The 23,551-nt window shown below is 62.0% G+C and carries 21 protein-coding genes and 1 tRNA gene; 13 read left to right on the forward strand and 9 right to left on the reverse strand.

From position 1 onward, the window contains the following. The first annotated feature begins 16 nt into the window (after nucleotides 1–16). The 3 genes from JAB4_RS25050 to JAB4_RS25060 all read left to right on the forward strand — a co-directional run bounded on the left by JAB4_RS25050 (nucleotide 17) and on the right by JAB4_RS25060 (nucleotide 3,238). Entirely contained in the window at nucleotides 17–2,182 is a 2,166-nt protein-coding gene (locus JAB4_RS25050; RefSeq protein ID WP_175444719.1) for a ParB/RepB/Spo0J family partition protein, read from the forward strand. Between the two features lie 20 nt (nucleotides 2,183–2,202). Next, on the forward strand, nucleotides 2,203–2,907 hold the full coding sequence (locus JAB4_RS25055) for a primase-helicase family protein (RefSeq protein ID WP_070300294.1): 705 nt from the start codon (nucleotides 2,203–2,205) through the stop codon (nucleotides 2,905–2,907). Between the two features lie 73 nt (nucleotides 2,908–2,980). After that, nucleotides 2,981–3,238: a hypothetical protein gene (locus JAB4_RS25060; RefSeq protein ID WP_139143588.1), complete on the forward strand. Its 258-nt coding sequence runs from the start codon at nucleotides 2,981–2,983 to the stop codon at nucleotides 3,236–3,238. Between the two features lie 36 nt (nucleotides 3,239–3,274). Here the strand turns inward: JAB4_RS25060 and JAB4_RS25065 are convergent, their stop codons facing one another. From JAB4_RS25065 to pepN, 5 genes are all read right to left on the reverse strand, one after another. After that, a complete protein-coding gene (locus JAB4_RS25065; RefSeq protein ID WP_139143587.1) occupies nucleotides 3,275–3,763 on the reverse strand; it encodes a hypothetical protein in 489 nt (162 codons plus the stop codon). 273 nt (nucleotides 3,764–4,036) lie between these two features. Continuing rightward, nucleotides 4,037–5,002 (reverse strand): site-specific integrase, encoded by a 966-nt coding sequence (locus JAB4_RS25070; protein ID WP_070224404.1) that lies wholly within the window; start codon nucleotides 5,000–5,002, stop codon nucleotides 4,037–4,039. Between the two features lie 154 nt (nucleotides 5,003–5,156). After that, nucleotides 5,157–5,232, reverse strand: a tRNA-Thr gene (locus tag JAB4_RS25075). Nucleotides 5,233–5,349: 117 nt separating this feature from the next. Then, nucleotides 5,350–6,351 (reverse strand): class 1 fructose-bisphosphatase, encoded by a 1,002-nt coding sequence (locus tag JAB4_RS25080; RefSeq protein ID WP_034747152.1) that lies wholly within the window; start codon nucleotides 6,349–6,351, stop codon nucleotides 5,350–5,352. A gap of 133 nt (nucleotides 6,352–6,484) precedes the next feature. After that, complete coding sequence (gene pepN, locus JAB4_RS25085) at nucleotides 6,485–9,139, reverse strand: aminopeptidase N (RefSeq protein WP_070224403.1); 2,655 nt, start codon at nucleotides 9,137–9,139, stop codon at nucleotides 6,485–6,487. A gap of 198 nt (nucleotides 9,140–9,337) precedes the next feature. Between pepN and JAB4_RS25090 the strand changes: the two genes are divergently transcribed. After that, entirely contained in the window at nucleotides 9,338–9,967 is a 630-nt protein-coding gene (locus JAB4_RS25090; protein ID WP_070224402.1) for a DUF4136 domain-containing protein, read from the forward strand. 181 nt (nucleotides 9,968–10,148) lie between these two features. On the opposite strand, the gene JAB4_RS25095 is transcribed toward JAB4_RS25090, so the two are convergent. From JAB4_RS25095 to JAB4_RS25110, 4 genes are all read right to left on the reverse strand, one after another. Further along, the gene (locus JAB4_RS25095) at nucleotides 10,149–11,078 is read right to left on the reverse strand and encodes a quinone oxidoreductase (protein WP_070224409.1); all 930 of its coding nucleotides are present in this window, start codon (nucleotides 11,076–11,078) and stop codon (nucleotides 10,149–10,151) included. A 93-nt stretch (nucleotides 11,079–11,171) separates the two neighbouring features. Next, entirely contained in the window at nucleotides 11,172–11,561 is a 390-nt protein-coding gene (locus JAB4_RS25100) for a methylglyoxal synthase (RefSeq protein WP_034786684.1), read from the reverse strand. Between the two features lie 29 nt (nucleotides 11,562–11,590). Beyond that, nucleotides 11,591–12,511, reverse strand: a complete 921-nt coding sequence (locus JAB4_RS25105; protein WP_070224401.1) for an EamA family transporter — start codon at nucleotides 12,509–12,511, stop codon at nucleotides 11,591–11,593. A 196-nt stretch (nucleotides 12,512–12,707) separates the two neighbouring features. Next, the gene (locus JAB4_RS25110) at nucleotides 12,708–15,191 is read right to left on the reverse strand and encodes an alkaline phosphatase D family protein (protein ID WP_227742031.1); all 2,484 of its coding nucleotides are present in this window, start codon (nucleotides 15,189–15,191) and stop codon (nucleotides 12,708–12,710) included. 143 nt (nucleotides 15,192–15,334) lie between these two features. Here JAB4_RS25110 and JAB4_RS25115 point away from each other — a divergent pair, with 143 nt between their 5' ends. The 9 genes from JAB4_RS25115 (at nucleotide 15,335) to JAB4_RS25155 (ending at nucleotide 23,551) form a co-directional block, all read left to right on the forward strand. Then, on the forward strand, nucleotides 15,335–16,060 hold the full coding sequence (locus JAB4_RS25115; protein WP_070224399.1) for a YebC/PmpR family DNA-binding transcriptional regulator: 726 nt from the start codon (nucleotides 15,335–15,337) through the stop codon (nucleotides 16,058–16,060). Between the two features lie 164 nt (nucleotides 16,061–16,224). Beyond that, nucleotides 16,225–17,493: a phosphoribosylamine--glycine ligase gene (purD, locus tag JAB4_RS25120; protein ID WP_070224398.1), complete on the forward strand. Its 1,269-nt coding sequence runs from the start codon at nucleotides 16,225–16,227 to the stop codon at nucleotides 17,491–17,493. Between the two features lie 113 nt (nucleotides 17,494–17,606). After that, nucleotides 17,607–18,422, forward strand: coding sequence for a hypothetical protein (locus tag JAB4_RS25125; protein WP_139143586.1), 816 nt, complete (start codon nucleotides 17,607–17,609; stop codon nucleotides 18,420–18,422). 70 nt (nucleotides 18,423–18,492) lie between these two features. Then, on the forward strand, nucleotides 18,493–20,043 hold the full coding sequence (locus tag JAB4_RS25130; protein ID WP_070224396.1) for a class I SAM-dependent methyltransferase: 1,551 nt from the start codon (nucleotides 18,493–18,495) through the stop codon (nucleotides 20,041–20,043). Nucleotides 20,044–20,172: 129 nt separating this feature from the next. Beyond that, nucleotides 20,173–21,087 carry an oxygen-dependent coproporphyrinogen oxidase gene (gene hemF, locus JAB4_RS25135; RefSeq protein ID WP_070224395.1) on the forward strand — a complete coding sequence of 305 codons (915 nt, stop codon included), beginning with the start codon at nucleotides 20,173–20,175 and terminating at the stop codon, nucleotides 21,085–21,087. Further along, the gene (gene nadD, locus JAB4_RS25140) at nucleotides 21,084–21,755 is read left to right on the forward strand and encodes a nicotinate-nucleotide adenylyltransferase (RefSeq protein WP_265334685.1); all 672 of its coding nucleotides are present in this window, start codon (nucleotides 21,084–21,086) and stop codon (nucleotides 21,753–21,755) included. The genes hemF and nadD overlap by 4 nt, the downstream gene beginning before the upstream one ends. After that, nucleotides 21,756–22,445, forward strand: coding sequence for a ribosome silencing factor (gene rsfS, locus JAB4_RS25145; protein ID WP_070224394.1), 690 nt, complete (start codon nucleotides 21,756–21,758; stop codon nucleotides 22,443–22,445). Between the two features lie 6 nt (nucleotides 22,446–22,451). Further along, the gene (rlmH, locus tag JAB4_RS25150; RefSeq protein ID WP_034747108.1) at nucleotides 22,452–22,922 is read left to right on the forward strand and encodes a 23S rRNA (pseudouridine(1915)-N(3))-methyltransferase RlmH; all 471 of its coding nucleotides are present in this window, start codon (nucleotides 22,452–22,454) and stop codon (nucleotides 22,920–22,922) included. An 8-nt stretch (nucleotides 22,923–22,930) separates the two neighbouring features. Continuing rightward, nucleotides 22,931–23,551 carry a nucleoside triphosphate pyrophosphatase gene (locus tag JAB4_RS25155; RefSeq protein ID WP_070224393.1) on the forward strand — a complete coding sequence of 207 codons (621 nt, stop codon included), beginning with the start codon at nucleotides 22,931–22,933 and terminating at the stop codon, nucleotides 23,549–23,551.

Consider the following 23,551-nt stretch of genomic DNA (forward strand, 5'->3'; position numbering starts at 1 on the left):
CAACCAGGAGCCGCACATGAGTAGTGACCTCGTAATACCCACCATCGGAGGCATGACGAAAGCCCCGGCCCGCAGCGAGAAACGCATCGTCGTCGACGAACTGGTCGACGATCAGGTATTCGCAATCACCGACTGGGCCGACATCCGCCCCAGTTACACCAACCGCAAACGGTTCAACCAACCGGCGCTGGAGCAGCTGGCCGCCAACATCAAAGAGGTTGGAATCGTCCAGCCCATCCTGATCCGGCCCGTAACGCCGACCGCAGAAGCGCCACAGAAATTCGAGATCGTCGCCGGCGAGCGCCGCTGGCGCGCGGGGAACATCGCTCAGCTGCAACGAGGTCCGACCATCATCCGCACCCTGACCGACCTGCAGGCGCGCGAGATCCAGCTGCTGGAGAACCTGCAACGCGAAGACCCTCATCCCATGGAGGAGGCCGAGGGCTTCCAGGAGCTGATGCTCAACGCTGGCTACACGGCCGAGCGCCTGATCGACAAGCTCAAAAAATCCCGTTCCTACATCTATAGCCGCCTGAAACTTTGCGCGCTGACGACCGAAGTGCGCGAGAAGTTTCTCGATGACGTTATCTCGGCCTCGACAGCCCTGCTGATCGCACGTGTACCCGTCCCTGCCCTGCAGATCAAGGCGCTGGCCGAGATCAGCTCGCCGGACCAGCGCACTGGCGAGCCGATGTCCTACCGCGCGGCGTTACAGCATATCCAGACCCGCTATATGGTCGACCTGACCCGCGCGCTGTTTAAGCTCACCGACTCCAGCCTAGTGACGCTGGCCGGCGCCTGCACCAAGTGCCCCAAGAAAACAGGCAACCAGCCGGACGTATTCACCGACATCAAAAGTGCAGACGTCTGCACAGATCCGGCGTGCTATGCCGAAAAGCGCCAGGCGCACGATGCATTAGCCATCGCAGCAGCATCTCAAGGCGGCGTGCCCGTCTACGAAGGCGAGGATGGGGCGACAAGAAGACGTCAGAATGAATATAGAAGCAGCAGCGAGTTTGTAGCGCTGGCGTCGCCGTTGTGGGTCTTCGAACGCAACGCGCCCAGCACAAAAAATGAAGGTAATACCGAGAAATTCCTTGAGAGCGGCCTGCTCCCCGAGCCAGCGTGGTACGTGAAGGACGAGAAGGGCCTGTTGACCCCCTTTTACGATAAGGCGACTATCCAGAAACTCCTGGAAGATGCCGGCGCGTGCGAAACAAAAGAAGTTTATGACGCGCGCATGTCGACACTCCGCGCCGCAGAAGCAAAAAAGGAGGCCGCTGCCAATACACCGGAAAAGCAAGCGGCCGCCGAAAAGCAACGGGAAATCGCACGCGCGGATGAGGCAAAAGCCGAGCAGGAAGAAGCCTACCGCATCGAGCTTTACAAGCGCCTGCGCGCACGCGGCGCCAACGGATTTTCACTGGCCTCGCTGCGCGAATTTACCAAACTGGTGCTGATTGACCGCGATCTTCCGGACGAGGCTCTCGCCGGCATATACACGTTTGATACCTCCAGCACCGAGAGCATTCACGCCTATATCGATCAGGCAGGTCTGCCAGATGTGCAGCTGTTGCTGGTCGACTTGCTGCTGAGCGACAGCCTGATTACAAATGGATGGGATGACGAAGCTTTCGATAACCAGCAGGCCGCAATACATGCCATGGCCAGGCATGAGGGCATCGATCCAGATGCGGTGCGCCTGCAGTTGGAAATGGAAACGATAGCGTTTGAATCCGTCCAGGATTATCAGCTTGGCCAGCTGATCGCCATTGCGCCTGACCGCCTCAATGACCTGAGCAAGTTCATCCTCGCTGAACGGCCGTTGATGCTCAAACCGCTGGAGGCCGCAGCCAATGCGCTCGGCTGGCACTACGCACCTGGTCAAGTCTGGCTGCGCCGTGAGACTAATTCGGCGCCAGAGAACCAGCTCGCCGACACCCCGAAAGACGACGAAGACGCGGAAATGCTCGCCGAGCAGATTGGCCTCAATGCGGCTGCTGCCGTAGCTGAAGCACCTGCAGCACCCGCGCACGACGAACCAATATCGCAAGCAACCACGCCAACGCGGCGCGCACGCAAGCCAAAAGCGGCCGCTCCGCAGAAGCCATGGCCATGGCCCAAATCCCCGGTAGTCGGCGCCACCAAGCCCACGCCTGATACCGAAGCAGCAACTCAATAACCACCACGAACGGAGCAACCATGAAATTCATCACGTCCCTTTTCGCCAAAATCCGCGCCTTCTTCGGCTCGATCGCGCAACCTGCAGCGCCAGTGGCCACGACCGCTGCACCTCATATCCGCGCGCTGCTGCTGCATCTGTGCAACCAGGATAACGCGCAAGCCACCTGGGTGGCCCGCTGGCTGGCGTATCCACTGCGCCATCCCGGCGCCAAGATGCAGACGGCACTACTTGTCGCCGGCTCCCAGGGCGCTGGCAAGAGCCTCCTTTTCGAAAGAATCGTTGGTCCGATGTACGGCAACCAAGCCCAACTGGGTGGCGTACTTCCTCGCCGCACATTTAATGGATGGGCAATCGGCAAGCGTTATGCGGTACTCCAAGATGTCCTCGTCCAGGACCTTGGCACCGGCCTCCTTAAAAGCCTCATTGCATCACCAAACATTGTCGTCCGTCGGGCGGGCGTACCCGACATCGCCATCAACAACCACCTGAACTTGGTCCTCATGACTGCATACGACTTTCAACTAGGCCTAGACAGCCGCCGGCTCGCTCTACTCACCCCTAGAAACCCTCTGCCAGTAGAACTGGCTGCAGGCGTTGTCCACGAGATCGAGAACGGCGGCTTGGTCGACTTCCATCAATACCTCACCCAGGAACTGGACATGGGCGACTTCGACCAGAATGCAAAACCGTACGATGCTATGGAAAGAGCGGTGGCAGCATGAACGGTCATACGATGAATCGCAGCACGGAAAGCGTCACTGCTGTTGAGGTTGCAGAGAACACGAAAGGGAATATATGAGTACCGATGAAATGCTGGTGAAGTTGCTGGAGCGGCTGTCCAAGCCCGTACCACCACCGCTACCTGTTGAGGTTGACTTGTGGGATACGAAGAACATTGGCGCCTACCTGAAGCGCTCGGTGGACACGGTACGCGACGACATCGTATGCCTTCCGTCGTTCCCCCGACCTATTAGATTGCCGACACCAGGACGCGCTCAAGCACTGTACAAAGCACGTGAGGTAATTAAATGGGCGGAAAGCCACGTGTCCTGAATGAAAATCCGGCCAACATGAGATCGCTAATAAACTTTACTGCTCACCTGGAGGCCTGTTTGATCTCAGTTTTTTGGGAGGAGGCGCGGTCTTTGGCGGCGCCTTTACGACGACTTTCGGCACGGGCGCCGACTCTTTCGACTTGGTCATGTGACCTCTTGCTACAATGGCTGTAACTATAGCAGCCAGTGTCGCACCTCCGATGCCGACTCCAGCCCAGTCATGTCCTTGGACGATCACATAGGCGGCAATTGCCATTCCACCCAATGCAACAGCGCCTCCCATCAGAACACCCGACATCCTCTCAGCAAAGATAAACCAGTCAATGCGTTTTTCCTGTGATCTACGTGATGCCGCTTCAATCTCAGTTTGGTCAACGACCCATTGAACCAATTTTGGGTCAATTTCTTTCAGTTGCGCAAGTTGTGCAGCTGGGAGGATGGGGCTGTCAGTTGAAGTGTGATTAAGAGAAACACTTTTGCCATCACTATCAACGGACTGAAGATTTGTATGCCTGTTTGACATTGGAGCCTATTGATTTTTTAATGTCATTCCCGACGGTTCGAACGTCGCCAATAAGCTTAGCCTGATCTCGACGGAAACCATCACGGTCCGGCCTAGGATAGTCACGAGGACTTACATAGCTACCGGCCATCGATACAGCGCCGTTTCGGAGAATTTTTAAGATGTCCATGCCCGAATCATAGCATTAATCAAAAATAGAGCAACCGGTTGTCAATAGTACGAAACATTAAACGAACTCTTTTTACATCTGTTACATCGGCGCATTGATGAGCATCAAAGCTTACTAGCTATGTCATCAGCACTAGCGTTGTAGTACACCTGCAACTGCCGAATATCCTGATGCCCCACCATCCGGGCCAGGTCCAGCACGTTAAGTTTGCTGGCGAGCCTGGTGATTGCTTCATGGCGCGTGTCATGGAACGTCAAACCCTTAATGCCAGTCGTATCTCGCGCCCTGCGGAACATCGCATCGAGCGTCGCCGGCGTCAAATCAAATCCCTCAGGCACCATTGCCCACAATTCCACCGCACGCGGGGACAAAGCCACATCACGAGGCAATCCGTTTTTCGTCATCCGCAGCCGAGCCACGCGACCATTCACATCTTCCGCCCGTAACGAGCATATTTCCCCAGCACGCATCGCAGTCTCGATGGCAAACAGGAAAGCTATTGCGATGCGCTGCTGCTTGGTCTTCGGGACGACACCGGCCACCTGGTGATCCCACCCAAGTGCGATACAAATCTTCTTGATCTCTTCGGAGCTGATAAGACGATCACGGGGCGGTTTCGCCTTTGGCCGCGCAACGTCGGCCGTGGGGCTGGCCGATATCCATTTCCATTCCTTGCGAGCGACGGAAAACACGTGCGACAGCAGATTCATTTCTCGGGTTACCGAACCGCCCTGGACGTTCAGCAGTCGTTCATCGCGCCAAGCGGCAATATGAGTAGCATCCAAATCGCACATCTTGACGGAGCCGAGCGGCATCTCAGCAAAGAACGTCAGGCGGAATGCCTCCCAGCGGTGGCCTCGCTTCAACTTAGATACCTCTAGCTCGTACTTGCGGAACGCATCGGCGCAGGTCTTCGTACTGGCTACTGCTTTTTTGCCGCCGGCATTGATTCGCTGCTCAGCCTCCCAGGCCAAGGCAGCCGCCTTCGTATCAAATGTCCCGCTGGACCGTGTCCCGGCGACCATCACCCTGTGGCGCCATACCTTGCCGTCTTTGATCGGTGCTGCCATTTTTGCCAAACCCTTTGCCAATTTTTGGCAAATGGTAGCAGGATTTAACCGTTTTATACCGGACTACGCCGAAAACGCGGACGTAAAAAAACCCAGCCTCCCCCTATGAAAACGGGTTAATCTGGGTTTTTCCATACTACCTCTTACGAATACTTGGTGCCGTTGGCCGGAATCGAACTGGCGACCTTCACATTACGAATGTGCTGCTCTACCAACTGAGCTACAACGGCGAAGACCCACATTCTACAAACAATGCACAAAATTTGCTAGTGTCAACGCGAACTTTTTTGCATTTTTTTAGCAGCCCGGCTGCGGGCCGCTGAAAATCGTGGAAAAGTGCGGCTTTTTTACTCGGCGTGATACGCGGTGACGCGGGCCACTTCGTCCTTCGAGCCGAGGAAAACGGGCACGCGCTGGTGCAGCTTGTGCGGGGCGATGTCCATGATGCGCTGCTGGCCGTCGGTGGCTGCGCCGCCGGCTTGCTCGACGATGAAGGCCATCGGGTTCGCTTCGTACATCAGGCGCAGCTTGCCCGGCATCGAAGTGTCGCGCAGATCGGCCGGGTACATGAAGATGCCGCCGCGGTTCAGGATGCGGTGCACGTCGGCCACCATCGAAGCGATCCAGCGCATGTTGAAGTTGGTGCCGCGCGGGCCCGTGTCGCCGGCCAGCAGTTCGTCGACATAGCGCTTCACGGGCGGATGCCAGTGGCGCGCGTTCGACATGTTGATGGCAAATTCCTTCGTCGTCGGCGGAATCTGCATATTGCTTTGCGTGAGGACCCACGAACCCATTTCGCGGTCCAGGGTGAAGCAATTCACGCCATTGCCGAAGGTCAGCACCAGCATGGTTTGCGGACCGTACACGGCGTAACCGGCCGCCACTTGCTTGCTGCCCGCCTGCATGAAATCCTGCTCCGTCGGCTGCCCCATGCCGTCCGGCGCCTTCAGTACCGAGAAAATGGTGCCGATCGAGACGTTGACGTCGATGTTCGACGAGCCGTCCAATGGGTCGAACAGCAGCATGTATTCGCCCTTCGGATAACGGTTCGGGATCGGGTGGATCGATTCCATTTCTTCCGACGCCATGGCCGCCAGGTGGCCGCCCCATTCGTTCGCTTCGAGCAAAATCTCGTTGGAGATGATGTCGAGTTTTTTCTGTACTTCGCCCTGCACGTTTTCCGTGTCGGCCGTGCCCAGCACTTCACCGAGGGCGCCCTTGCCGACGGCGTGGCTGATGGTTTTGCAGGCGCGCGCGACGACTTCGATCAGCAGGCGCAGTTCGGCCGGAATGCTGTTGTTCGAGCGCTGCTCTTCAACCAGGTATTGCGTAAGACTGATGCGTTTCATGAAACCCCTTCGTTAGTTTTAAATACGTCTCGTGCGGTGATTGTCGGCTTACGCGCCGTTGGCGCCAAGCCGACCTACGAAATCATGACGCCGTGTAGGTCGGATCAGCCCGCAGGGCGTCATCCGACAGCCGTCAATTGGCCAATGCCTTGCTGACCACTTCCATCACGTCATTCGACAAACTGGCCTGGCCGGCGACTTGCTCCAGCGCCGTGCGCATGTGGTTTTGCAGCGCCGGCACGTAACGGCGCCAGCGGTCCATGGAGCGCGCCAGGCGCGCGGCCACCTGCGGGTTCAGGGCGTCAAGCGCGATGACCTGCTCGGCCCAGAAGGCGTAGCCGCTGCCGTCGGACGCATGGAATTGCGATGGATTGCCGTTGGTGAAATTGAAGATCAGGCTGCGCGCGCGGTTCGGATTTTTCAAGGTAAAGGCCGGATGCGTCATCAGCTGGCGCACGGCTTGCACGTCGGTCGTCGGCGCGGCCGCCTGCATGGCGAACCACTTGTCGACCACCAGCGCTTCGTTCTCGAAGTCGGTATAGAAGCTGGTCAAGGCCGCCTGCGCATGCGGCTGCGAGCCGGAATGAATCAGCGCTGCCAGCGCCGCGGCGCGGTCCGTCATGTTGCCGGCATTGTCGAACTGCAGCCGCGCCAGGTCCAGCTCCGCCGCTTCGGGCGCGATCAGCAGATACGACAGGGCCAGGTTTTTCAGCGCGCGCTTGCCGGCCGACAGGGCGTCGGGGCTGTAGTCGCCCGGCGTCTGGTTGGCGTGGTATTGCGCCAGCAATTCAGGTTTCAGGGCTGCCGCGATGGTGCGACGCATGAACTGGCGCGCCGCATGGATCGCCTGCGGGTCGACTTGCGCCATGCGCTCGGCGATGATGGTTTCCGACGGCAGGATCAGGGCCAGCTCGCGGAAGGCAGGATCGAGGGTGTCGTCGGCCAGCAAGGCGCGCTGCGCTGCGATGAAGGTGTCGTCCAGCGCCAGGGTCTCGCCGGCGGCGACGGCGGCGGTCAGTTTCAGCAGGCGCTCCATGGCCAGGCGCTGGCCCGCTTCCCAGCGGTTCACGGGATCGCTGTCGTGGCGGAACAGGTGCAGCAGCTCCGCATCGGTATAGCCGTATTCGAGCACCACGGGCGCGGAAAAATCGCGCAGCAGCGATGGCACGGGTTCTTCCGTCACATGCGTGAAGCGGAAGGTCTGCGACGCCTGCGTCAATTCCAGCACGACGCTGGCCGCGCCGTTCGACGCCACGCCATCCACGTGCAGCGGCAGGTCGCCGCCATCGGCAGCCAGCAAGCCGACGGTGACGGGAATGTGGAAAGGCAGTTTTTTCGGCTGGCCCGGCGTGGCGGGGCAGCTTTGCGCCAGGGTCAGCTCGAACGTCCGGCTGGCGGCGTCGTAGCGCGTGGATGCGGTGACGACGGGCGTGCCGGCCTGGCTGTACCAGCGTTCGAACTGGCTGAAGTCGCGGCCATTCGCGTCCGCCATGGCGGCGCGGAAGTCGTCGCACTGCACGGCCTGGCCATCGTGGCGCTCGAAATACAGGTCCATGCCCTTGCGGAAACCGTCGCGGCCGACCAGGGTCTGGTACATGCGCACCACTTCGGCGCCCTTCTCGTAGATGGTGACCGTATAAAAGTTATTGATCTCGACGAAAGAGTCGGGACGCACGGGATGGGCCATCGGGCCCGCGTCTTCGGGGAACTGCGCCTGGCGCAGGGTGCGCACCTGGTCGATGCGCGTGACGGCGCGGCCCGTGTCCGTGCCGATCATATCGGCCGAGAATTCCTGGTCGCGGAACACGGTCAAGCCTTCCTTCAGCGACAGCTGGAACCAGTCGCGGCACGTCACGCGGTTGCCGGTCCAGTTATGGAAGTACTCGTGGCCCACCACCGCTTCGATGCCCGCGTAATCGACGTCGGTCGCCACGCGCGGATTGGCCAGCACGTACTTGGTATTGAAGATGTTCAGGCCCTTGTTTTCCATGGCGCCCATGTTGAAGTCGCCCACGGCGACGATCATGAAGCGATCGAGGTCCAGCTCCAGGCCGAAGCGTTCCTCGTCCCAGCGGATCGAGTTTTTCAGCGACTGCATGGCGTAATCGGTCTTATCGAGGTTGCCCTCTTCCACCCACACCTGCAGCAGCACTTCGCGGCCGGACTGGAGCGTGTAGCGCTCTTCCTGGCATACCAGGCGCGCGGCGACCAGGGCGAACAGGTAGGACGGCTTCTTGAACGGGTCTTCCCACTTGGCGTAATGGCGGCCGTCGCCCAGGTCGCCCTCTTCGATCAGGTTGCCGTTCGACAACAGCACCGGATAGTGTTCCTTGTCGGCGCGCAGCATGACCGTGTACTTGGCCATCACGTCCGGGCGGTCCGGGAAGAAGGTGATGCGGCGGAAGCCTTCCGCTTCGCACTGCGTGAAGAAATTATGGTTCGACACGTACAGGCCGGACAGCGAGGTATTGTCCTGCGGCGCCAGCACGGTCTCGATATCGAGCGTAACATCGTCCGGGGCCTTGGGGATGGTCAGCATGCCGGCCGTCAGCTTGTATTGCGACGGTTTCAGCTGCTTGCCGTTCAGGCGCACCATCACCAGTTCGATGTGTTCGCCGTGCAATTCGATGCTGCGGCTGGTGCTGGCCGGGTTGTGGCGCATGCGGATCCGGCTCGCCACCACTGTGCGGGCGGGATCAAGATCGAAACCAAGTTCGACGCTGTCGACCAGGAAGCTGGGCGGCGTGTAATCTTTGCGGTAAATCGTCTGAGGGCTGTCTGTGCGCATAGGGATTTGGGTGGGAGCGGAGGCAAAAGCCTATTTTACCAACACCAGCCCGCGATGGTCGCGATTCAGCTCAGGAATGTTGGATTCCCTTACACGCCGACATACCAGGTAACATTCTGTAATAATGAATAGAAACAAATAGAACTATTCTTATAATACTAAGCGATGAATTGCGTCTACTAATCAGGAGGTCATGCAATGAAACGATATCTCACCATCATGATGGCCGCATTGACTGTGTTGCTGACCGGATGCGCCACCACCATACGCAGCGATGTGACCGTCTTCCATGAGTGGCCTGCGCAATTGCAGGACAAATCGTATGCGTTTGAAACGCCAGATGCCGAAAATGACACGCTGGAATACCGCAGCTACCAGAACCTGGTGCGCGCGGAACTGACCAAGCACGGTTTCGGCGAAGCTTCCGGCCCTGCGGCAGCCAATTTGCGCGTGGCAATGCATTTTTCCACCGTCGACTATCCTGAGCGCGTGCTGCAAGCCACCGACCCATTCTGGTATGGTCCTGGCTACTGGCCTGGCCGCTACGGCTACCGCTACGGCGCATGGCCAGGCTATGGCCGCTTCGGCTACAACCCCTACTGGTATGGCCCGATGGATATCGAGGAAAGCGTGCGCCACAAATACGAACGCGAATTGCGCATCACGATCAATGACCGCAACGGCAAGAAACTCTACGACGTGACCGTGCAATCGACCAGCAACAAGCGCGCCACCTCGCAAGTGATGCCAGCCATGGTAGCGAGCGCCTTTGCCGACTTCCCCGGCCAGAGCGGCGTGCCACGCAAGGTCGAAGTGAAAATAGAATAATTTCGTGGCAAGACAAAAAAACCGGCTGGTGCAGCGATGCGCCAGCCGGTTTTTTCATGTCTGTTTTATGCCTATGAGTAATACGCCTCGGCGGCAAAGGTGAGCGCGCCGATCAGGGCCACGGCCAATAACAGCACGAGCAGCAGGCGGCCGAATTTCGGCGCGCCGTCACTGCCGCCGCTCATGGCACGATGATGGTCGAACCGGTCGTCTTGCGCCCTTCCAGGTCCGTGTGCGCCTGGGCGATATTGGCCAGGCTGTAGCGCTGGTTGATCTCGATCTGCACTTCGCCGCTGCTGACGACGCCGAACAGCGAAGTGGCCATCTCTTCCAGGTTGGCGCGGTTCGAGGCATAGCTGAACAGGGCCGGGCGCGTGATGAAGAGCGAGCCGCGCGACGCCAGTTCGCTCAGCGTAAATGCCGGCACGGGACCGGAGGCGTTGCCGAAGCTGACCATCATGCCCAGCGGCGCCAGGCAGTCGAGCGAGCCCGTAAACGTATCCTTGCCGATGGAATCGTAGACCACGGAGACGCCCTTGCCGCCCGTGATCTCGCGCACGCGCTCGACGAAGTTTTCCGTGTTGTAGTTGATGACGTGGGCCGCGCCGTGCGCCTTGGCCAGCGCCGCCTTTTCATCGGAACCGGCCGTGCCGATCAGGTTCACGCCCAGCACCTTGGCCCATTGGCAGGCGATCAGGCCCACGCCGCCCGCGGCCGCGTGGAACAGGACGGTATCGCCCGCCTTCAGCGCCACCGTGCGGTGGAACAGGTATTGCACCGTCAAGCCTTGCAGCATCATGGCGGCGGCCGTATCGAAACCGATGCGCTCGGGCAGCACCAGCAGCAGGGCCGCCGGCAGGTTGCGCTGCTGCGCATAGGCGCCATTGATGCGCGCCGCATAGGCCACCCGGTCGCCGACCTTCACTTCCGTGACGCCCTCGCCCACCGCCTCGACGATGCCCGCGCCTTCCACGCCGAGGCCATTGGGCAGCGGCTGCGGATACAAGCCCGTGCGGAAATACACGTCGATGAAATTGAGGCCGATGGCCTCGTGTTTCACGCGCGCCTCGCCGGGGCCGGGCGGCGGCAATTCCACGTCCACGTATTCCATCACTTCCGGGCCGCCCACGCGCTGTACGCGGATGGCTTTGGTGGTAATCGTTGCGCTCACAATATGCTCCTTGAAGAAGAATCGGGAAAAACGTCAGGCAGCGGCGCTGGCCCGCGCCTGCAGCTGCGACAGCACCAGGTGCGCCGACGACAAATTCGTTGCGCACGCCACGTTGTGCACGTCACAGGCGCGCACCAGGGCGTTGATGTCCGGCTCGTGCGGCTGCGGCGTCATCGGGTCGCGCAGGAAAATCACGCAATCGATCAAGCCTTCCACCAGCAGCGAGCCGATCTGCAAGTCGCCGCCGAACGGGCCGGAATGCTTGCGCTCGACGGCCAGGCCCAGCTCGTTGATCAGGCGGCCGCCCGTGGTGCCCGTGGCCGACAGTTCGCAGCCCTTGAGGAAATCCAGGTATTCGCCCGCCAGGGTAATCATGTCATCTTTTTTCTTGTCGTGGGCAATCAGGGCGATGCGTGTTTTCATGGTGCGGACCATTTCAGTGAGTGAAGGAATTATTTCTTTTTCGACAGCAAGTAAAGACCGGCCAATACCAGGCTGGTGCCAGCCAGTTGCCAGTTGGTGATCGGTTCGTCGAGGATCATGGCACCGAGGAACAGGGTCGACACGGGGCCGATCATGCCCGCCTGCGAGGCGACGGGCGCGCCGATGCGCTCGACGGCGATCATCGTCATGAAGACGGGCATCACCGTGCAAAAGATGCCATTGAGCAAGGACAAGCCATACACGGGCATGGGCTGGATCAGCAGTTCGACGGGGCGCAGGATGAAAAATTGAGCGATGCAGGCAAAGCTGGCCACGCACATCGCGTAGCTGACCAGGCGCATGGAGCCGATGCGTTTCACCAGCTCGCCCGAGCCCAGCAGATACACGGCATACGAGCAGGCCGAGCCCAGCACGAGGGTGGAACCGAGCGCCACATTGCTGGCGCCGCCCTGCAAGTCGTGCACGAACACCAGCACGATGCCGCAATACGAAGTCAGCAATGCCAGCCACTGCAAGCGGCTGATGCGCTGCTTGAAGTACACGGTGGTAATCAGCAGCACGAAGGTGGGCGTGAGAAACAGGATCAGGCGCTCCAGCCCCACGGAAATGTATTGCAGGCCCAGGAAGTCCAGATAGCTGGACAGGTAATAGCCGACCAGGCCCAGCCCGACGAGGCGCCAGCGGTCGCTGATCGACAGTGGCGGCTCCGTGCGCATCTTCCACCAGGCGATGACGGCGAACACGGGCAGCGAAAAGATCATCCTGAAGGCGATCAGGGTGACGGCGTCGATCTGGTAGCGGTACAGCAGCTTGGCGACGATGGCCTTGGTGGAAAACAGCACCGCCCCGCCCACGGCGATGGCCAGGCCACCGAGATAGACGGAACGGGGAATAGATGGAGGGGTTGCTTGCGGGGAACTGGAGCTCATGCCCAGATTGTAATGGCAAAAGCCAAAGGCGGCGTGGGTGGGGCGTAGGTCGGGCGTAGGTCGGGTTAGCCCAAAGGGCGTAACCCGACACCACCGCAATGTAACCCGACACCACCGCAACGTAACCCGCCCCCCATCCCCGCCAACCATGTTGTCGGATTACGCGCGGCATCGCCGCGCTAATCCGACCTACCCTTTACGCCACCACCACCGCCGCCGCGCCCGCCGTCACTGTGGCCGTCGTCACGCGCGCAATCACGTTCGACGGCGCCGCCGTGCCCATCAGTTTATTCACCTGCTTGAACTGCGCCACCAGCTTGCCTGGCGTCAAGGTCACCACCGTGTAGCCCTGCGCATCCGTATTCAAATGCTTGATCCACGGATTGTTGCCAAGGCCGGACAATTGCTGCGCCAGGCCCAGCAGGGTCACGCTGAAGTCAGTGCTCGCTTTCAAGCCAGCCTGCACGGCAGAGACCGTTGCGTCGAGCTGCGCTTCCGGCACGCCCTTGGCGGCCAGGGCGCCGCGCAGTTGCACGCGCAACTGCTCCAGCAGGCTGTCGACGGTGGGCGCCGTCTTGCCCATGGTGTAGTCGAGCAGGTTGACGTCGAGGTTGACCGTGCCCAGGCCCGTGACGGGAATGGCCAACGGATAACTGACGAGAGTGCCGATGTCGCCCATGGCGGCAGCGGCCGACTTCAGGTAGCTGAAAAAGGAATCCGAGCTGACGCCCGCCGAGACCAGGTCCACCATGACGGGCGTGCCGCCGCCGGCCGCGTCGAAGTCGTCGCTGACCGTGCCGGCAAAAAACGAGTGGATATCGCCGGTAATGGCGACCACATTGCCGATGGCGTTGTTTTTCAGATGCGCCATCAAATTCTTGCGCTCGCTGTTGTAGCCATCCCACTGGTCGCAATTGAGCAGAAAGCGCGTGAAGAACGGCGCCAGCGCCGCTTGCTGGCCCGACGCAGCGACAAAGCTGGACGCCGCGCCCTTGGCCTGCACGTCGGGCTTGATCCAGCCGAAGGCGATCACTTGCGCGGCGGCGGCCGGCGAGCCGCTGTTGTAGGCGGCCACCGTGATGCCGGCCTGGGCCGCGCTCAAGCCGGCTCCGACGGCAGCGGCGCCCTGCGCGCCGGCATTGGCTGCCGCGCCGGCAATCGCCATGGCCGCCGCTTGCGCCACGGACTGCGATGCACCGGCCGTCGAGGCGGCGACGATGCTTGAGGCCAGCGGCACGCTGCCGCCCACCAGCGGCAAGGTGCTGGCGATGGCCTGGCCCACGTTCGACATCGCGCTCAGGGCCAGCAAAGTGGCAATCGCATCCGTGCCATTCAAGCCCATGCGCAGCAGGGACACTTCATTGCCCCACAGCTTCCAGGTCGAGGTGGCCGCCTTCATCTTGCTTTTCCACCAGTCGCGCTGCGTGCTGCCCAGCATGGCAACAAAGGCCAGCGAGTCGGCACCGGCTTTGGTGGCGGCCGCCATTTTCTGCCCTTCCACGCTGTCGAACAGCGCTTGCGGCACCAGGTAGCGGCTGCCGATGCTGCCCAGCGGCTTGCCCGTGGCCGGGTTGATCGTCGACTCGGCGATCGCATGGTCGGCGCGGTACAGGCGCTCGTCCGTCATCACCAGCTGCATCAGTTTGCCGAACTGGAAATCGCGGTAGATCTGGATGTTCTGGAACGTTGTCGCGGCGGCATCGAACGTGACGTCGGCCGGCATGTATTCGAACCATGCCTGGTTGGCGCTGCGGCGGCGGGCCGGCTGGTGCAGATCGCTGCCATCAAGCGCCACGATGCCTTCGTAGGTGGAGGCATCCTGCCAGGCGTCGTCCGTGAATTCATGGTCGTCCCAGATGGCGATGAAGGCAAAGCGCTCGTGCACGGCTTGCAGGCGCGTATCGGTGCGGTATTTCTTGTACAGGTAGCGGTAATCGGCCACCGTGGTCGCGTATTTCGCGCCGGAGGTGCCGCTTTTATACGTGCCGTCGGGCAATTTCAGCTGGTCGTGGCGGCTTTCCACGGCACCGCTCTGGAAGGCCTCGCCCACCGTTTCATAGATGTAATCGCCCAGGTGGACGATGAAATCGAGCGATTCGTTGGCGGCGATGTGCGACAGCGCGCCCCAATGGTTGATGCTCCAGTCCTGGCACGTCAGGTAGGCGAACTGCAGCTGCGACACGTCGCTGGTCGCGGCGGGCGCCGTCTTGAAGCGGCCCACGTTGGAGCGCACGTCGCCGGCGATGAACTGATAAAAATACACCTGGCCCGGCTGCAGGCCCGTCACCTTGTGGCGCAGCGTATTGTCGAAATCGGCTTTCAGGGGCAGCTTGGCGTCGACGATGGGCGTGCCGGCCAGGGCCGTATTGCCGCCCAGGGCGGCCGTATTGTCGCTGGCGCTGACGATCAGGCGCACGGCCACGTCCGACTTGCCGGCCACGGCGGGCGCGACGGCGTCGAAACTGGCTGGCACGACGCGCGTCCACAGCATGGCGCTGTCGGCGCGCGGGTCGCCCGAGGCCACGCTTTGCGGGAATTTCCAGTCGCTGCCCGAGGCCAGCGGCACGCCAGGATCGCTGTGATCGGTGCTGCCGCAGGCGGCAAGGCCGACGGTGGCCACGGAAACCGTAATAAAGCCGCCCAATTTCAGAAATTGCCGCCTGTCCATTTGACTTGCCATGATGTCGCGCCCTCGATATGGTGAAAGCGCGTCACTTTAGCAACAGATTGTGTCATCCTGATGACGGAGCCATGCCGCTTCGCAGGGGGCCGATATGCTAAAATGTCGGCCACAATTGAACACCCGTCTAAGGAAGATTCGACATGGCAGGACATAGCAAATGGGCCAATATCAAGCATAAAAAGGCTGCCACCGATGCCAAGCGCGGCAAAATCTGGACGCGCCTGATTAAGGAAATCACGGTCGCGGCCCGCATGGGCGGCGCCGACGCCATCACCAATCCGCGCCTGCGCCTGGCCGTCGACAAGGCGGCTGACGCCAATATGCCGAAAGACAACGTCCAGCGCGCGATCAACCGCGGCAGCGGCGGCGTCGATGGCGCCAACTATGAAGAAGTGCGCTACGAAGGCTACGGCGTGGGCGGCGCGGCCGTCATCGTCGAATGCATGACCGACAACAAGGTCCGCACGGTGGCCGAGGTACGCAACGCCTTCAACAAGAATGGCGGCAACATGGGCAACGAAGGCTCCGTTGCCTTCATGTTCCAGCATTGCGGCCAGCTGCTGTTCGCGCCGGGCACCGACGAAGACAAGCTGATGGAAGCGGCCCTGGAAGCGGGTGCCGACGACGTCATCGCCGATGAAGAAGGCGGCTTCGAAGTGGTCACGCCCGTGCACGATTTCGCCGCCGTCAAGGAAGCGCTGGAAGCGGCCGGCTTCAAGGCCGAAGTGGCCGAAGTCATCATGAAGCCGGCGACGGAAACCGTCTACGCGGGCGACGACGCCGTCAAGATGCAAAAACTGATCGATGCGCTGGAATTGCTGGACGATGTCCAGGAAGTCTTCACCAACGCCCTCATCGAAAACTAGGCACGGGGTAAAAAAGTCCATGGCGGCGTTGCATGGCCTCGCCGTACTAGCCGTACTGTCTTCGGCCATGCGCCTTGCCCTGAACATTTTTACCGCGTGCCAGGCAATATGTTAAACAAGGGCGGCACCGCCGCCCTGCAACCCACACTGAACGAACGGTCCCTATGAAAATTCTGGTAGTCGGCTCTGGCGGCCGCGAACACGCCCTGGCCTGGAAACTGGCCCAGTCCGAACGCATACAGATGGTGTATGTCGCGCCGGGCAACGGCGGCACCGCGCGCGATGCGCGCCTGGTCAATCTCGACATCAGCGACCCGCGCTTGCTGGCCGACTTCGTTCAGCAGGAACACATCAGCCTCACGGTCGTCGGCCCGGAAGTGCCGCTGGCGGCAGGCATCGTCAACCTGTTCCGCTCGCGCGGCCTGAAAATCTTCGGCCCGACCAAGGAAGCGGCACAGCTGGAATCGTCGAAGGACTTCGCCAAGGCCTTCATGCAGCGCCACGGCATCCCGACGGCCGTCTACCAGACGTTTTCCGACGTCGCTCCCGCGCATGCCTACGTCGACGCCATGGGCGCGCCGATCGTCATCAAGGCCGACGGCCTGGCCGCCGGCAAGGGCGTGGTCGTTGCCATGACCCTGGAAGAAGCGCACCAGGCGGTCGACATGATGCTGTCCGATAACCAGTTCGGCGACGCCGGCGCGCGCATCGTCATCGAGGAATTCCTCGCCGGCGAAGAAGCGAGCTTCATCGTCATGTGCGACGGCAAGAACATCCTGCCGCTGGCCACCAGCCAGGACCACAAGCGCCTGAAGGACCACGACCAGGGTCCGAACACGGGCGGCATGGGCGCGTATTCGCCAGCACCCATCGTCACGCCGGCCATGCATGCGCGCGTCATGCGCGAAATCATCGTGCCGACCATCCAGGGCATGGCCAAGGACGGCATCACGTTCACGGGCTTCCTGTACGCTGGCCTGATGATCGACGACAAGGGCACGCCGAAGACGCTGGAATTCAACTGCCGCATGGGCGACCCGGAAACGCAACCCATCATGGCGCGCCTGAAGACCGACCTGGTCACCGTCATGGAACACGCCGTCAACGGCACGCTCGACGCAGTGGAACTGGAATGGGACCGCCGCACGGCCGTTGGCGTCGTGATGGCCGCCGCCGGCTACCCTGACGATCCCGTCAAGGGCACGCCGATCGGCGACATCCCGGCCGAAACGCCGGACGCCGTCACCTTCCATGCGGGCACCCGCATCGACGGCGAACGCCTGGTCACCAATGGCGGGCGCGTGCTGTGCGTGGTGGGTCTGGGCGACAGCATCAAGATGGCGCAGAAGCAGGCATATGAAACCGTGGAAAAAATCCATTTCGACGGCGCGCAGTACCGCCGCGACATCGGCTGGCGCGGCCTGAAGCACTAAGCACCCAGCACGCCGCTTTGCGGCAAACGGCGGGGCCGGCGCGGAAGTCATCCGCCCCGGCCCCGTTCATATTGGCGCGCCGGGAAAACCGGCGTTGCGCTAAGATGCAGCCCATGTCCAGCCCCAGCCAACTCCACCCCGCCCTCGCCCAGGTGCGCCAGCTCGGCCTGATCACGGACGATGAACTCGACGACGCCATCGCCGAACTGGACATTATCGAACTGCAACGCAGCCATAACGAAGAAGAGGATATCGACGTGCCGGAGCTGGCCGCTGACGCGGGGCTGGTCGACACCCTGGCATGGCTGCTGCTCACGGACCTGCTGCCGCAGCACGGCTTCCTGCAGCGGGTGCGCGACCTGCCGCGCCAGCATGACGGCGCGGCCCTGCTCGAGCGCCAGCAACTGGCCGCCGACGCGCTGCGGCAAGTCAACCGCCAGGCCATCGACACCCTGTACGACGAGGACCTGATCGACCAGTGGCAGCGCGACGCCGCGCACGCCAGCTTGCCTGCGGACCGCCTGCTCGCCTCGCCGGTTGCCGCCCTGTGCGACATGCTCCGGCAAGGCACCTTGTCCGCGCCCCAATTTGAAGCGCTGCGCCTGCGCGCCCGCCAGCGCGGCTCGGAACTGGCCGTCATCATCATCGACGCCGCCGCGCGCCAGACCCGCCGCGAGCTGCCCGCCCATGCGCGCCCGGGAACGTGGGTGAAGGCCGCGCTGATACTGCTGGTACTGGCCTTTGCGGCCAGCGCCATGATCAGCAAGCAAGTGCCCACTCCCACCGCCGCCACCGCTGAGCAGGGCGCCGAACGGCATGACCTGCAGCAGCGCGCCGCGCAGGCCGTGGAAAGTGCGCGCCTGCCCGGCGCCGGACCGGACCTGTCCGTCACCGTGGAGCAGGACGGCGCCGCGCCGCCGGCGCGCTGAACCACGGCGCACTTCCCGCGCCGGCGGTGATGATGGCATACTGCCGTTTTGCCACCAATGCGGGGAAACCATGGCCTGGAATGAAGGATACGTGTCGGATATCGAGTACACCAACGGTTTTTACAGCGACCTGAGTCCGCATCACCTCAATTTCAGCTGCATCCTCAACGGCATCGAACCGGTCCCCCTGGACCAGCCCTACACCTACTTTGAACTGGGCTTCGGGCGCGGCCAGACGCTCAACGTGCTGGCCGCCGCCAACCCTAACGGCCAGTTCTACGGCAACGATTTCAATCCGGCCCATGTCGCCGGCGCACGCACCCTGGCGGCAAAGGCACAGTTGGGCAATCTGACCCTGCTGGAGAACAGCTTTGAAGAATTGGCGCAGGGCCGCGTGGCCGATCTGCCGCAGTTCGACTTCATTACCCTGCATGGCATCTACACCTGGGTCAACCGGGAGAACCGCCAGCACATCGTCGACTTCATCGCGCGCTACCTGAAACCGGGCGGCATCGTTTCGCTCAGCTATAACGCCATGCCGGGATGGAGTTCCGCCCTGCCGCTGCAACGCCTGCTGCTGGAGTTTGCCGCCAGCTTCCCCGGCCGCAGCGACATGCAAATGCAGGCTGGCATCGCCTATGTGCAACAGTTGCAGAATCTGCAGGCTGGCTACATCGCGGACAATCCCGCACTCGCGCCGCGCCTCAATGCGCTCATCAACAGCGATCCCCATTACAGCGTGCATGAGTATCTGAACCAGGACTGGGAACCGCTGTACCACGCCGACGTGATGCGCGATGTGGCGCGCGCCAAGCTCGATTTTGCCGGCTCCGCCGACCTGCCTTTGGCCTTTCCCGAGCTGTACCTGAACGCCGACCAGCAAGCCACCATCGACTTGCTGCCCGATGTGGCCAGGCGCGAAACGATGAAGGATTATTTTCTCAATACCAGCTTCCGCAAGGACGTGCTGGTACGGGGCGCGCGCCGCATGGGGGCCGTGCGCCAGGCCGAATGTTACGCCGACGTGCACCTGGCCATGCTGGTACCGCGCGCAAAAATGACCTTTACCTTCCAGACCAAGGCGGGCGTAGTGACAGGCAACGAGCAGGTCTACGGCGCCGTCTGCGACGCGCTGGCCAACGGCCCGCATAGCCTGGCCGAACTGGCCGCACTGCCCTCCTTGCCCGGACAGAGCGTACAAAGCCTGGCGGAGGTGGCGGCCATGCTCGTCACCGGCGGCCAGGTCGTGATGTATTTCCCGAGTCAGGCGCACGCCGACAGCGGCGACGCAGCCGCGCGCCGCCTGAACCGGACCGTCGGCGCGCAGCAGCGCTACGGCGACGACTACCGCATCCTGTGCTCGCCATTGACAGGCAGCGGTATCGATACGGAATTCATCGACCGGCTGCTGTTTTCGCTGCTGACCCAGGAGCGGGAGCAGCCGGACCTGGCCACCCTGCAGGCGCAGGCGGCCACCGCCATGGCGCGCTGCGGGCGCCGCCTGCTCAAGGATGGCGCTGCATGCGCCGACGAGGCGGCGCACCAGCAGCTGCTCAACGCGGCCATCGAGGAATTCATGCGGGACACGCTGCCCGTGCTGCAGCAATTGCGCGTGCTGTAGAAGGCGCTGGCCGCGGACGGTGCGCGCGGCCGGCCCAAAACCACAGCGCAAGCGCCGCCCTATCACAAAAACGCGTAACAGGGTACAATCCGTCCTTACTTTTTTATTTCGGCCTCGTCGGCCCACGCGATGTCGTCAACTCCCTCTCCTTCGGCCGTCAAGGCTTATTTGCTCGATTTGCAAAGCCGTATCGTGCAGGCGCTCGAAGCGCAGGACGGCAAGCCCTTCCTGACCGATGCCTGGCAGCGCCCCGAGGGCGGCGGCGGCATTTCGCGGCTGATCGAGGAAGGCAATGTGTTCGAGCGGGGCGGCGTGAATTTTTCGCACGTCACCGGCGCCGCATTGCCGCCATCGGCCGCGGCCGCGCGCCCTGAACTCGGTGGCAAGGCATGGGAAGCGATGGGCGTGTCGCTGGTGCTGCATCCGCGCAATCCCTACGCGCCCACGGTGCACATGAATGTGCGCTTTTTCAGCACCGTGAATACCGATGGCGAACCCGTATGGTGGTTCGGCGGCGGCATGGACCTGACGCCGTACTACGGCGACGCGGGCGACGTGAAGCACTTTCACCAGGTGTGCCATGACGCGCTGGCGCCGTTCGGCGGCGAACTGCATCCGAAGTTCAAGCAGTGGTGCGACGATTATTTCTACCTGAAGCACCGGCGCGAAGCGCGCGGCGCCGGCGGGATCTTCTTCGACGATTTCAACGCCCTGGGCTTTGACGACAGCTTTGCCATGCTGCGCAGCGCAGGCGACGCCTTCATCGACGCCTATGTGCCGATCCTGGCGCGCCGCAAGGACACGCCGTACGGCGAACGCGAACGCGATTTCCAGTGCTACCGGCGCGGACGCTATGTCGAGTTCAACCTGGTGTTCGACCGCGGCACCCTGTTCGGCCTGCAATCGGGTGGACGCACCGAGGCGATCCTGATGTCGATGCCGCCCGTGGTCAAGTGGCGCTATGACTGGCATCCGGAGGCGGGCAGTCCCGAAGCGGCGTTGTATACTGACTTCCTCGTGCATCGCGACTGGCTGCAGGCGTGAAGGAAAGTGGTACGGCATGCGTGGCGCTACTCGGTGGCAGCTACGATCCGGTGCACATGGGCCACGTCGCGCTGGGCACGCATTTTTCCAGCCTGCTGCACGCCGACGAACTGCGCGTGATTCCGGCCGGCGCGCCCTGGCAAAAGAGCAAGCTGGGCGCCACCGGCCAGCAGCGCGCCGAGATGGCCAGCCTGGCCTTTGCCGGCCTGCCCCTGCCTGTGGTGATCGACCGCCAGGAAATCGAGCGCAGCGAACATGGGCAGGCCAGCTACACCATCGATACCTTGCGCCAGGTACGCGCCGAGCTGGGACCGCGCGCTTCCATCGTTTTCCTGATGGGCGCCGACCAGCTGCAGCGGCTCGCGACATGGCGCGAATGGCAGCAATTATTTGAATACGCGCATATCTGCGTCGCGGCCCGCCCCGGCTTCGCGCTGAATGACACAGCAGTACCGCGAGTGGTCGCCGACGAGTTTTCGCGCCGCCTGGGGTCTCTGAAAAGCATCCGCAACACGCCGCACGGTCTGACTTATCTGGCACAGGACTTCGCGGTGGATATCTCCGCCACCGAAATACGTGCGGCATTACAACGGGGGAATCGGGCAAACTCGCTTCTTTCCCCGCTAGTGCTAGACTATATTGAACAACATAATTTATACAAAAGCTAAATGGACATCAAAAAACTGCAAACCCTCGTCGTTGACGCCCTGGAAGACGTCAAAGGCCAAGACATCGCCGTCTTCGAAACGAGTCATCTGACCAGCCTGTTCGACCGCATCGCGATCGTCTCCGGTACCTCGAACCGTCAAACCAAGGCGCTGGCCGCCTCGGTGCGCGACAAGGTCAAGGACGCCGGCGGTCAAATCATCGGCATGGAAGGCGAGGAAACCGGTGAATGGGTGCTGGTCGATCTGGGCGACATGATCGTCCACATCATGCAAGCGCCTATCCGCGCCTACTACCGCCTGGAAGAAATCTGGGGCGACACCCCGGTCAAGCTGGGCGCCGCCAAGCGCGCGCCGAAAAAAGCGGCCGGCGACGAGCCGAAAAAGGTCAGCGGCCATCTGGCGGCAAGCAAGGCCAATGTGGAAGCTTCGCCCGTGATCGAAAAGAAAGCGCCAGCGAAGAAAGCCACCGCTGCCACCGCCGCCAAGAAAGCCCCGGTGAAAAAAGCCACCGCTCCCAAAGCCGTCGGCAAGACCGTGAAAGTCGCGCCTACCAAGACCGAAGCAGCTGCCGTGAAAGCGCTGAAAGCGCTGCCGGAGAAAAAAGTGCGCGCCCCACGCGCGGCCAAGCCGGCAGCCGATGCCGCACCGGCAAAAACCGTGATCAAGCGTATCAAAAAAGTCGAAGCGTAAGCCTCGATGCAGCTCATCATCGCTGCGGTCGGCCATAAAATGCCGGCCTGGATAGAGACGGGCTTCGCGGAATACGCGAAGCGCATGCCGCCGGAATTGCGCATCGTGCTGAAAGAAATCAAGCCGGTGGAGCGCTCCGGCAGCAAGACCGCCGCCACGGCGATGGCGCTCGAACGCGAGCGCATCGAAGCCGTCCTGCCCAAGGGCGTGCGCATCATCGCCCTCGACGAACGCGGCAAGGATCTGACCAGCGTCGGCCTGTCGCAGCAATTGATGGCGTGGCAGCAGGATGGCCGCGACACGGCTTTCCTGATCGGCGGGGCCGACGGCCTCGATCCGCAACTCAAGGCGCGTGCCGAAGGCATGCTGCGCATTTCCAGCATGACCCTGCCGCACGGCGTGGTGCGCGTGATCCTCGCCGAGCAGCTCTATCGTGCCTGGTCGATCACGCAAAACCACCCCTACCACCGTGTCTGAACTCCCCCATGAAAACGGCTGATCACAAGATCTACCTCGCCTCCAAAAGCCCGCGCCGGCGCGAACTGCTGCGCCAGATCGGCATCGATTTCGAATTGCTGCTGCTGCGCAGCGACGGCCCGCGCGGCGCCGACGTCACCGAGGAAGTCCTCCCCGGCGAATCGGCGCTCGACTATGTCGCCCGCGTATCGAATGAAAAAGCCGCCTTCGCCTGGGACCTGGTGCGCCGCCGCCACCTGACCCCGCGCCCCGTGCTGGCGGCCGACACCACCGTCACCATCGACGGCGTCATCCTCGGCAAGCCGGCCGACCGGGCGGAAGCTGTGGCGATGCTGCAGCAGCTGTCGGGCCGCACGCACGAGGTGCTGACCTCGATCGCCGTGCACTACAAGGATTTCGCCGAACAGCGCACGCAGGTGTCGCAAGTGCGCTTCGGCGTGCTCTCGCCCGCCTCGATCGCCGCCTATTGCGCCACGCCGGAACCCTACGACAAGGCCGGCGGCTACGGCATCCAGGGCAGCGCCGCGCTGTTCGTCGAGCATATCGAAGGCAGCCATTCCGGCATCATGGGCCTGCCCCTGTACGAAACCGCACAGTTGCTACGGCTGGCAGGTTTGCCCCTGCCCTGA

Source organism: Janthinobacterium sp. HH102 (assembly GCF_001758625.2).
GTDB lineage: Bacteria > Pseudomonadota > Gammaproteobacteria > Burkholderiales > Burkholderiaceae_D > Janthinobacterium.

Coding starts and splice junctions, on each gene's coding strand:
- JAB4_RS25060 (WP_139143588.1), top strand. CDS start 2,981: ATGAGTACCGATGAAATGCTGGTGAAGTTGCTGGAGCGGCTGTCCAAG.
- JAB4_RS25125 (WP_139143586.1), top strand. CDS start 17,607: ATGTCCAGCCCCAGCCAACTCCACCCCGCCCTCGCCCAGGTGCGCCAG.
- JAB4_RS25065 (WP_139143587.1), bottom strand. CDS start 3,763: ATGTCAAACAGGCATACAAATCTTCAGTCCGTTGATAGTGATGGCAAA.
- purD (WP_070224398.1), top strand. CDS start 16,225: ATGAAAATTCTGGTAGTCGGCTCTGGCGGCCGCGAACACGCCCTGGCC.
- JAB4_RS25100 (WP_034786684.1), bottom strand. CDS start 11,561: ATGAAAACACGCATCGCCCTGATTGCCCACGACAAGAAAAAAGATGAC.
- JAB4_RS25105 (WP_070224401.1), bottom strand. CDS start 12,511: ATGAGCTCCAGTTCCCCGCAAGCAACCCCTCCATCTATTCCCCGTTCC.
- JAB4_RS25130 (WP_070224396.1), top strand. CDS start 18,493: ATGGCCTGGAATGAAGGATACGTGTCGGATATCGAGTACACCAACGGT.
- hemF (WP_070224395.1), top strand. CDS start 20,173: ATGTCGTCAACTCCCTCTCCTTCGGCCGTCAAGGCTTATTTGCTCGAT.
- rlmH (WP_034747108.1), top strand. CDS start 22,452: ATGCAGCTCATCATCGCTGCGGTCGGCCATAAAATGCCGGCCTGGATA.
- pepN (WP_070224403.1), bottom strand. CDS start 9,139: ATGCGCACAGACAGCCCTCAGACGATTTACCGCAAAGATTACACGCCG.
- JAB4_RS25110 (WP_227742031.1), bottom strand. CDS start 15,191: ATGGCAAGTCAAATGGACAGGCGGCAATTTCTGAAATTGGGCGGCTTT.
- JAB4_RS25115 (WP_070224399.1), top strand. CDS start 15,335: ATGGCAGGACATAGCAAATGGGCCAATATCAAGCATAAAAAGGCTGCC.
- JAB4_RS25155 (WP_070224393.1), top strand. CDS start 22,931: ATGAAAACGGCTGATCACAAGATCTACCTCGCCTCCAAAAGCCCGCGC.
- JAB4_RS25095 (WP_070224409.1), bottom strand. CDS start 11,078: ATGGAATACGTGGACGTGGAATTGCCGCCGCCCGGCCCCGGCGAGGCG.
- JAB4_RS25050 (WP_175444719.1), top strand. CDS start 17: ATGAGTAGTGACCTCGTAATACCCACCATCGGAGGCATGACGAAAGCC.
- JAB4_RS25080 (WP_034747152.1), bottom strand. CDS start 6,351: ATGAAACGCATCAGTCTTACGCAATACCTGGTTGAAGAGCAGCGCTCG.
- rsfS (WP_070224394.1), top strand. CDS start 21,756: ATGGACATCAAAAAACTGCAAACCCTCGTCGTTGACGCCCTGGAAGAC.
- JAB4_RS25070 (WP_070224404.1), bottom strand. CDS start 5,002: ATGGCAGCACCGATCAAAGACGGCAAGGTATGGCGCCACAGGGTGATG.
- JAB4_RS25090 (WP_070224402.1), top strand. CDS start 9,338: ATGAAACGATATCTCACCATCATGATGGCCGCATTGACTGTGTTGCTG.
- JAB4_RS25055 (WP_070300294.1), top strand. CDS start 2,203: ATGAAATTCATCACGTCCCTTTTCGCCAAAATCCGCGCCTTCTTCGGC.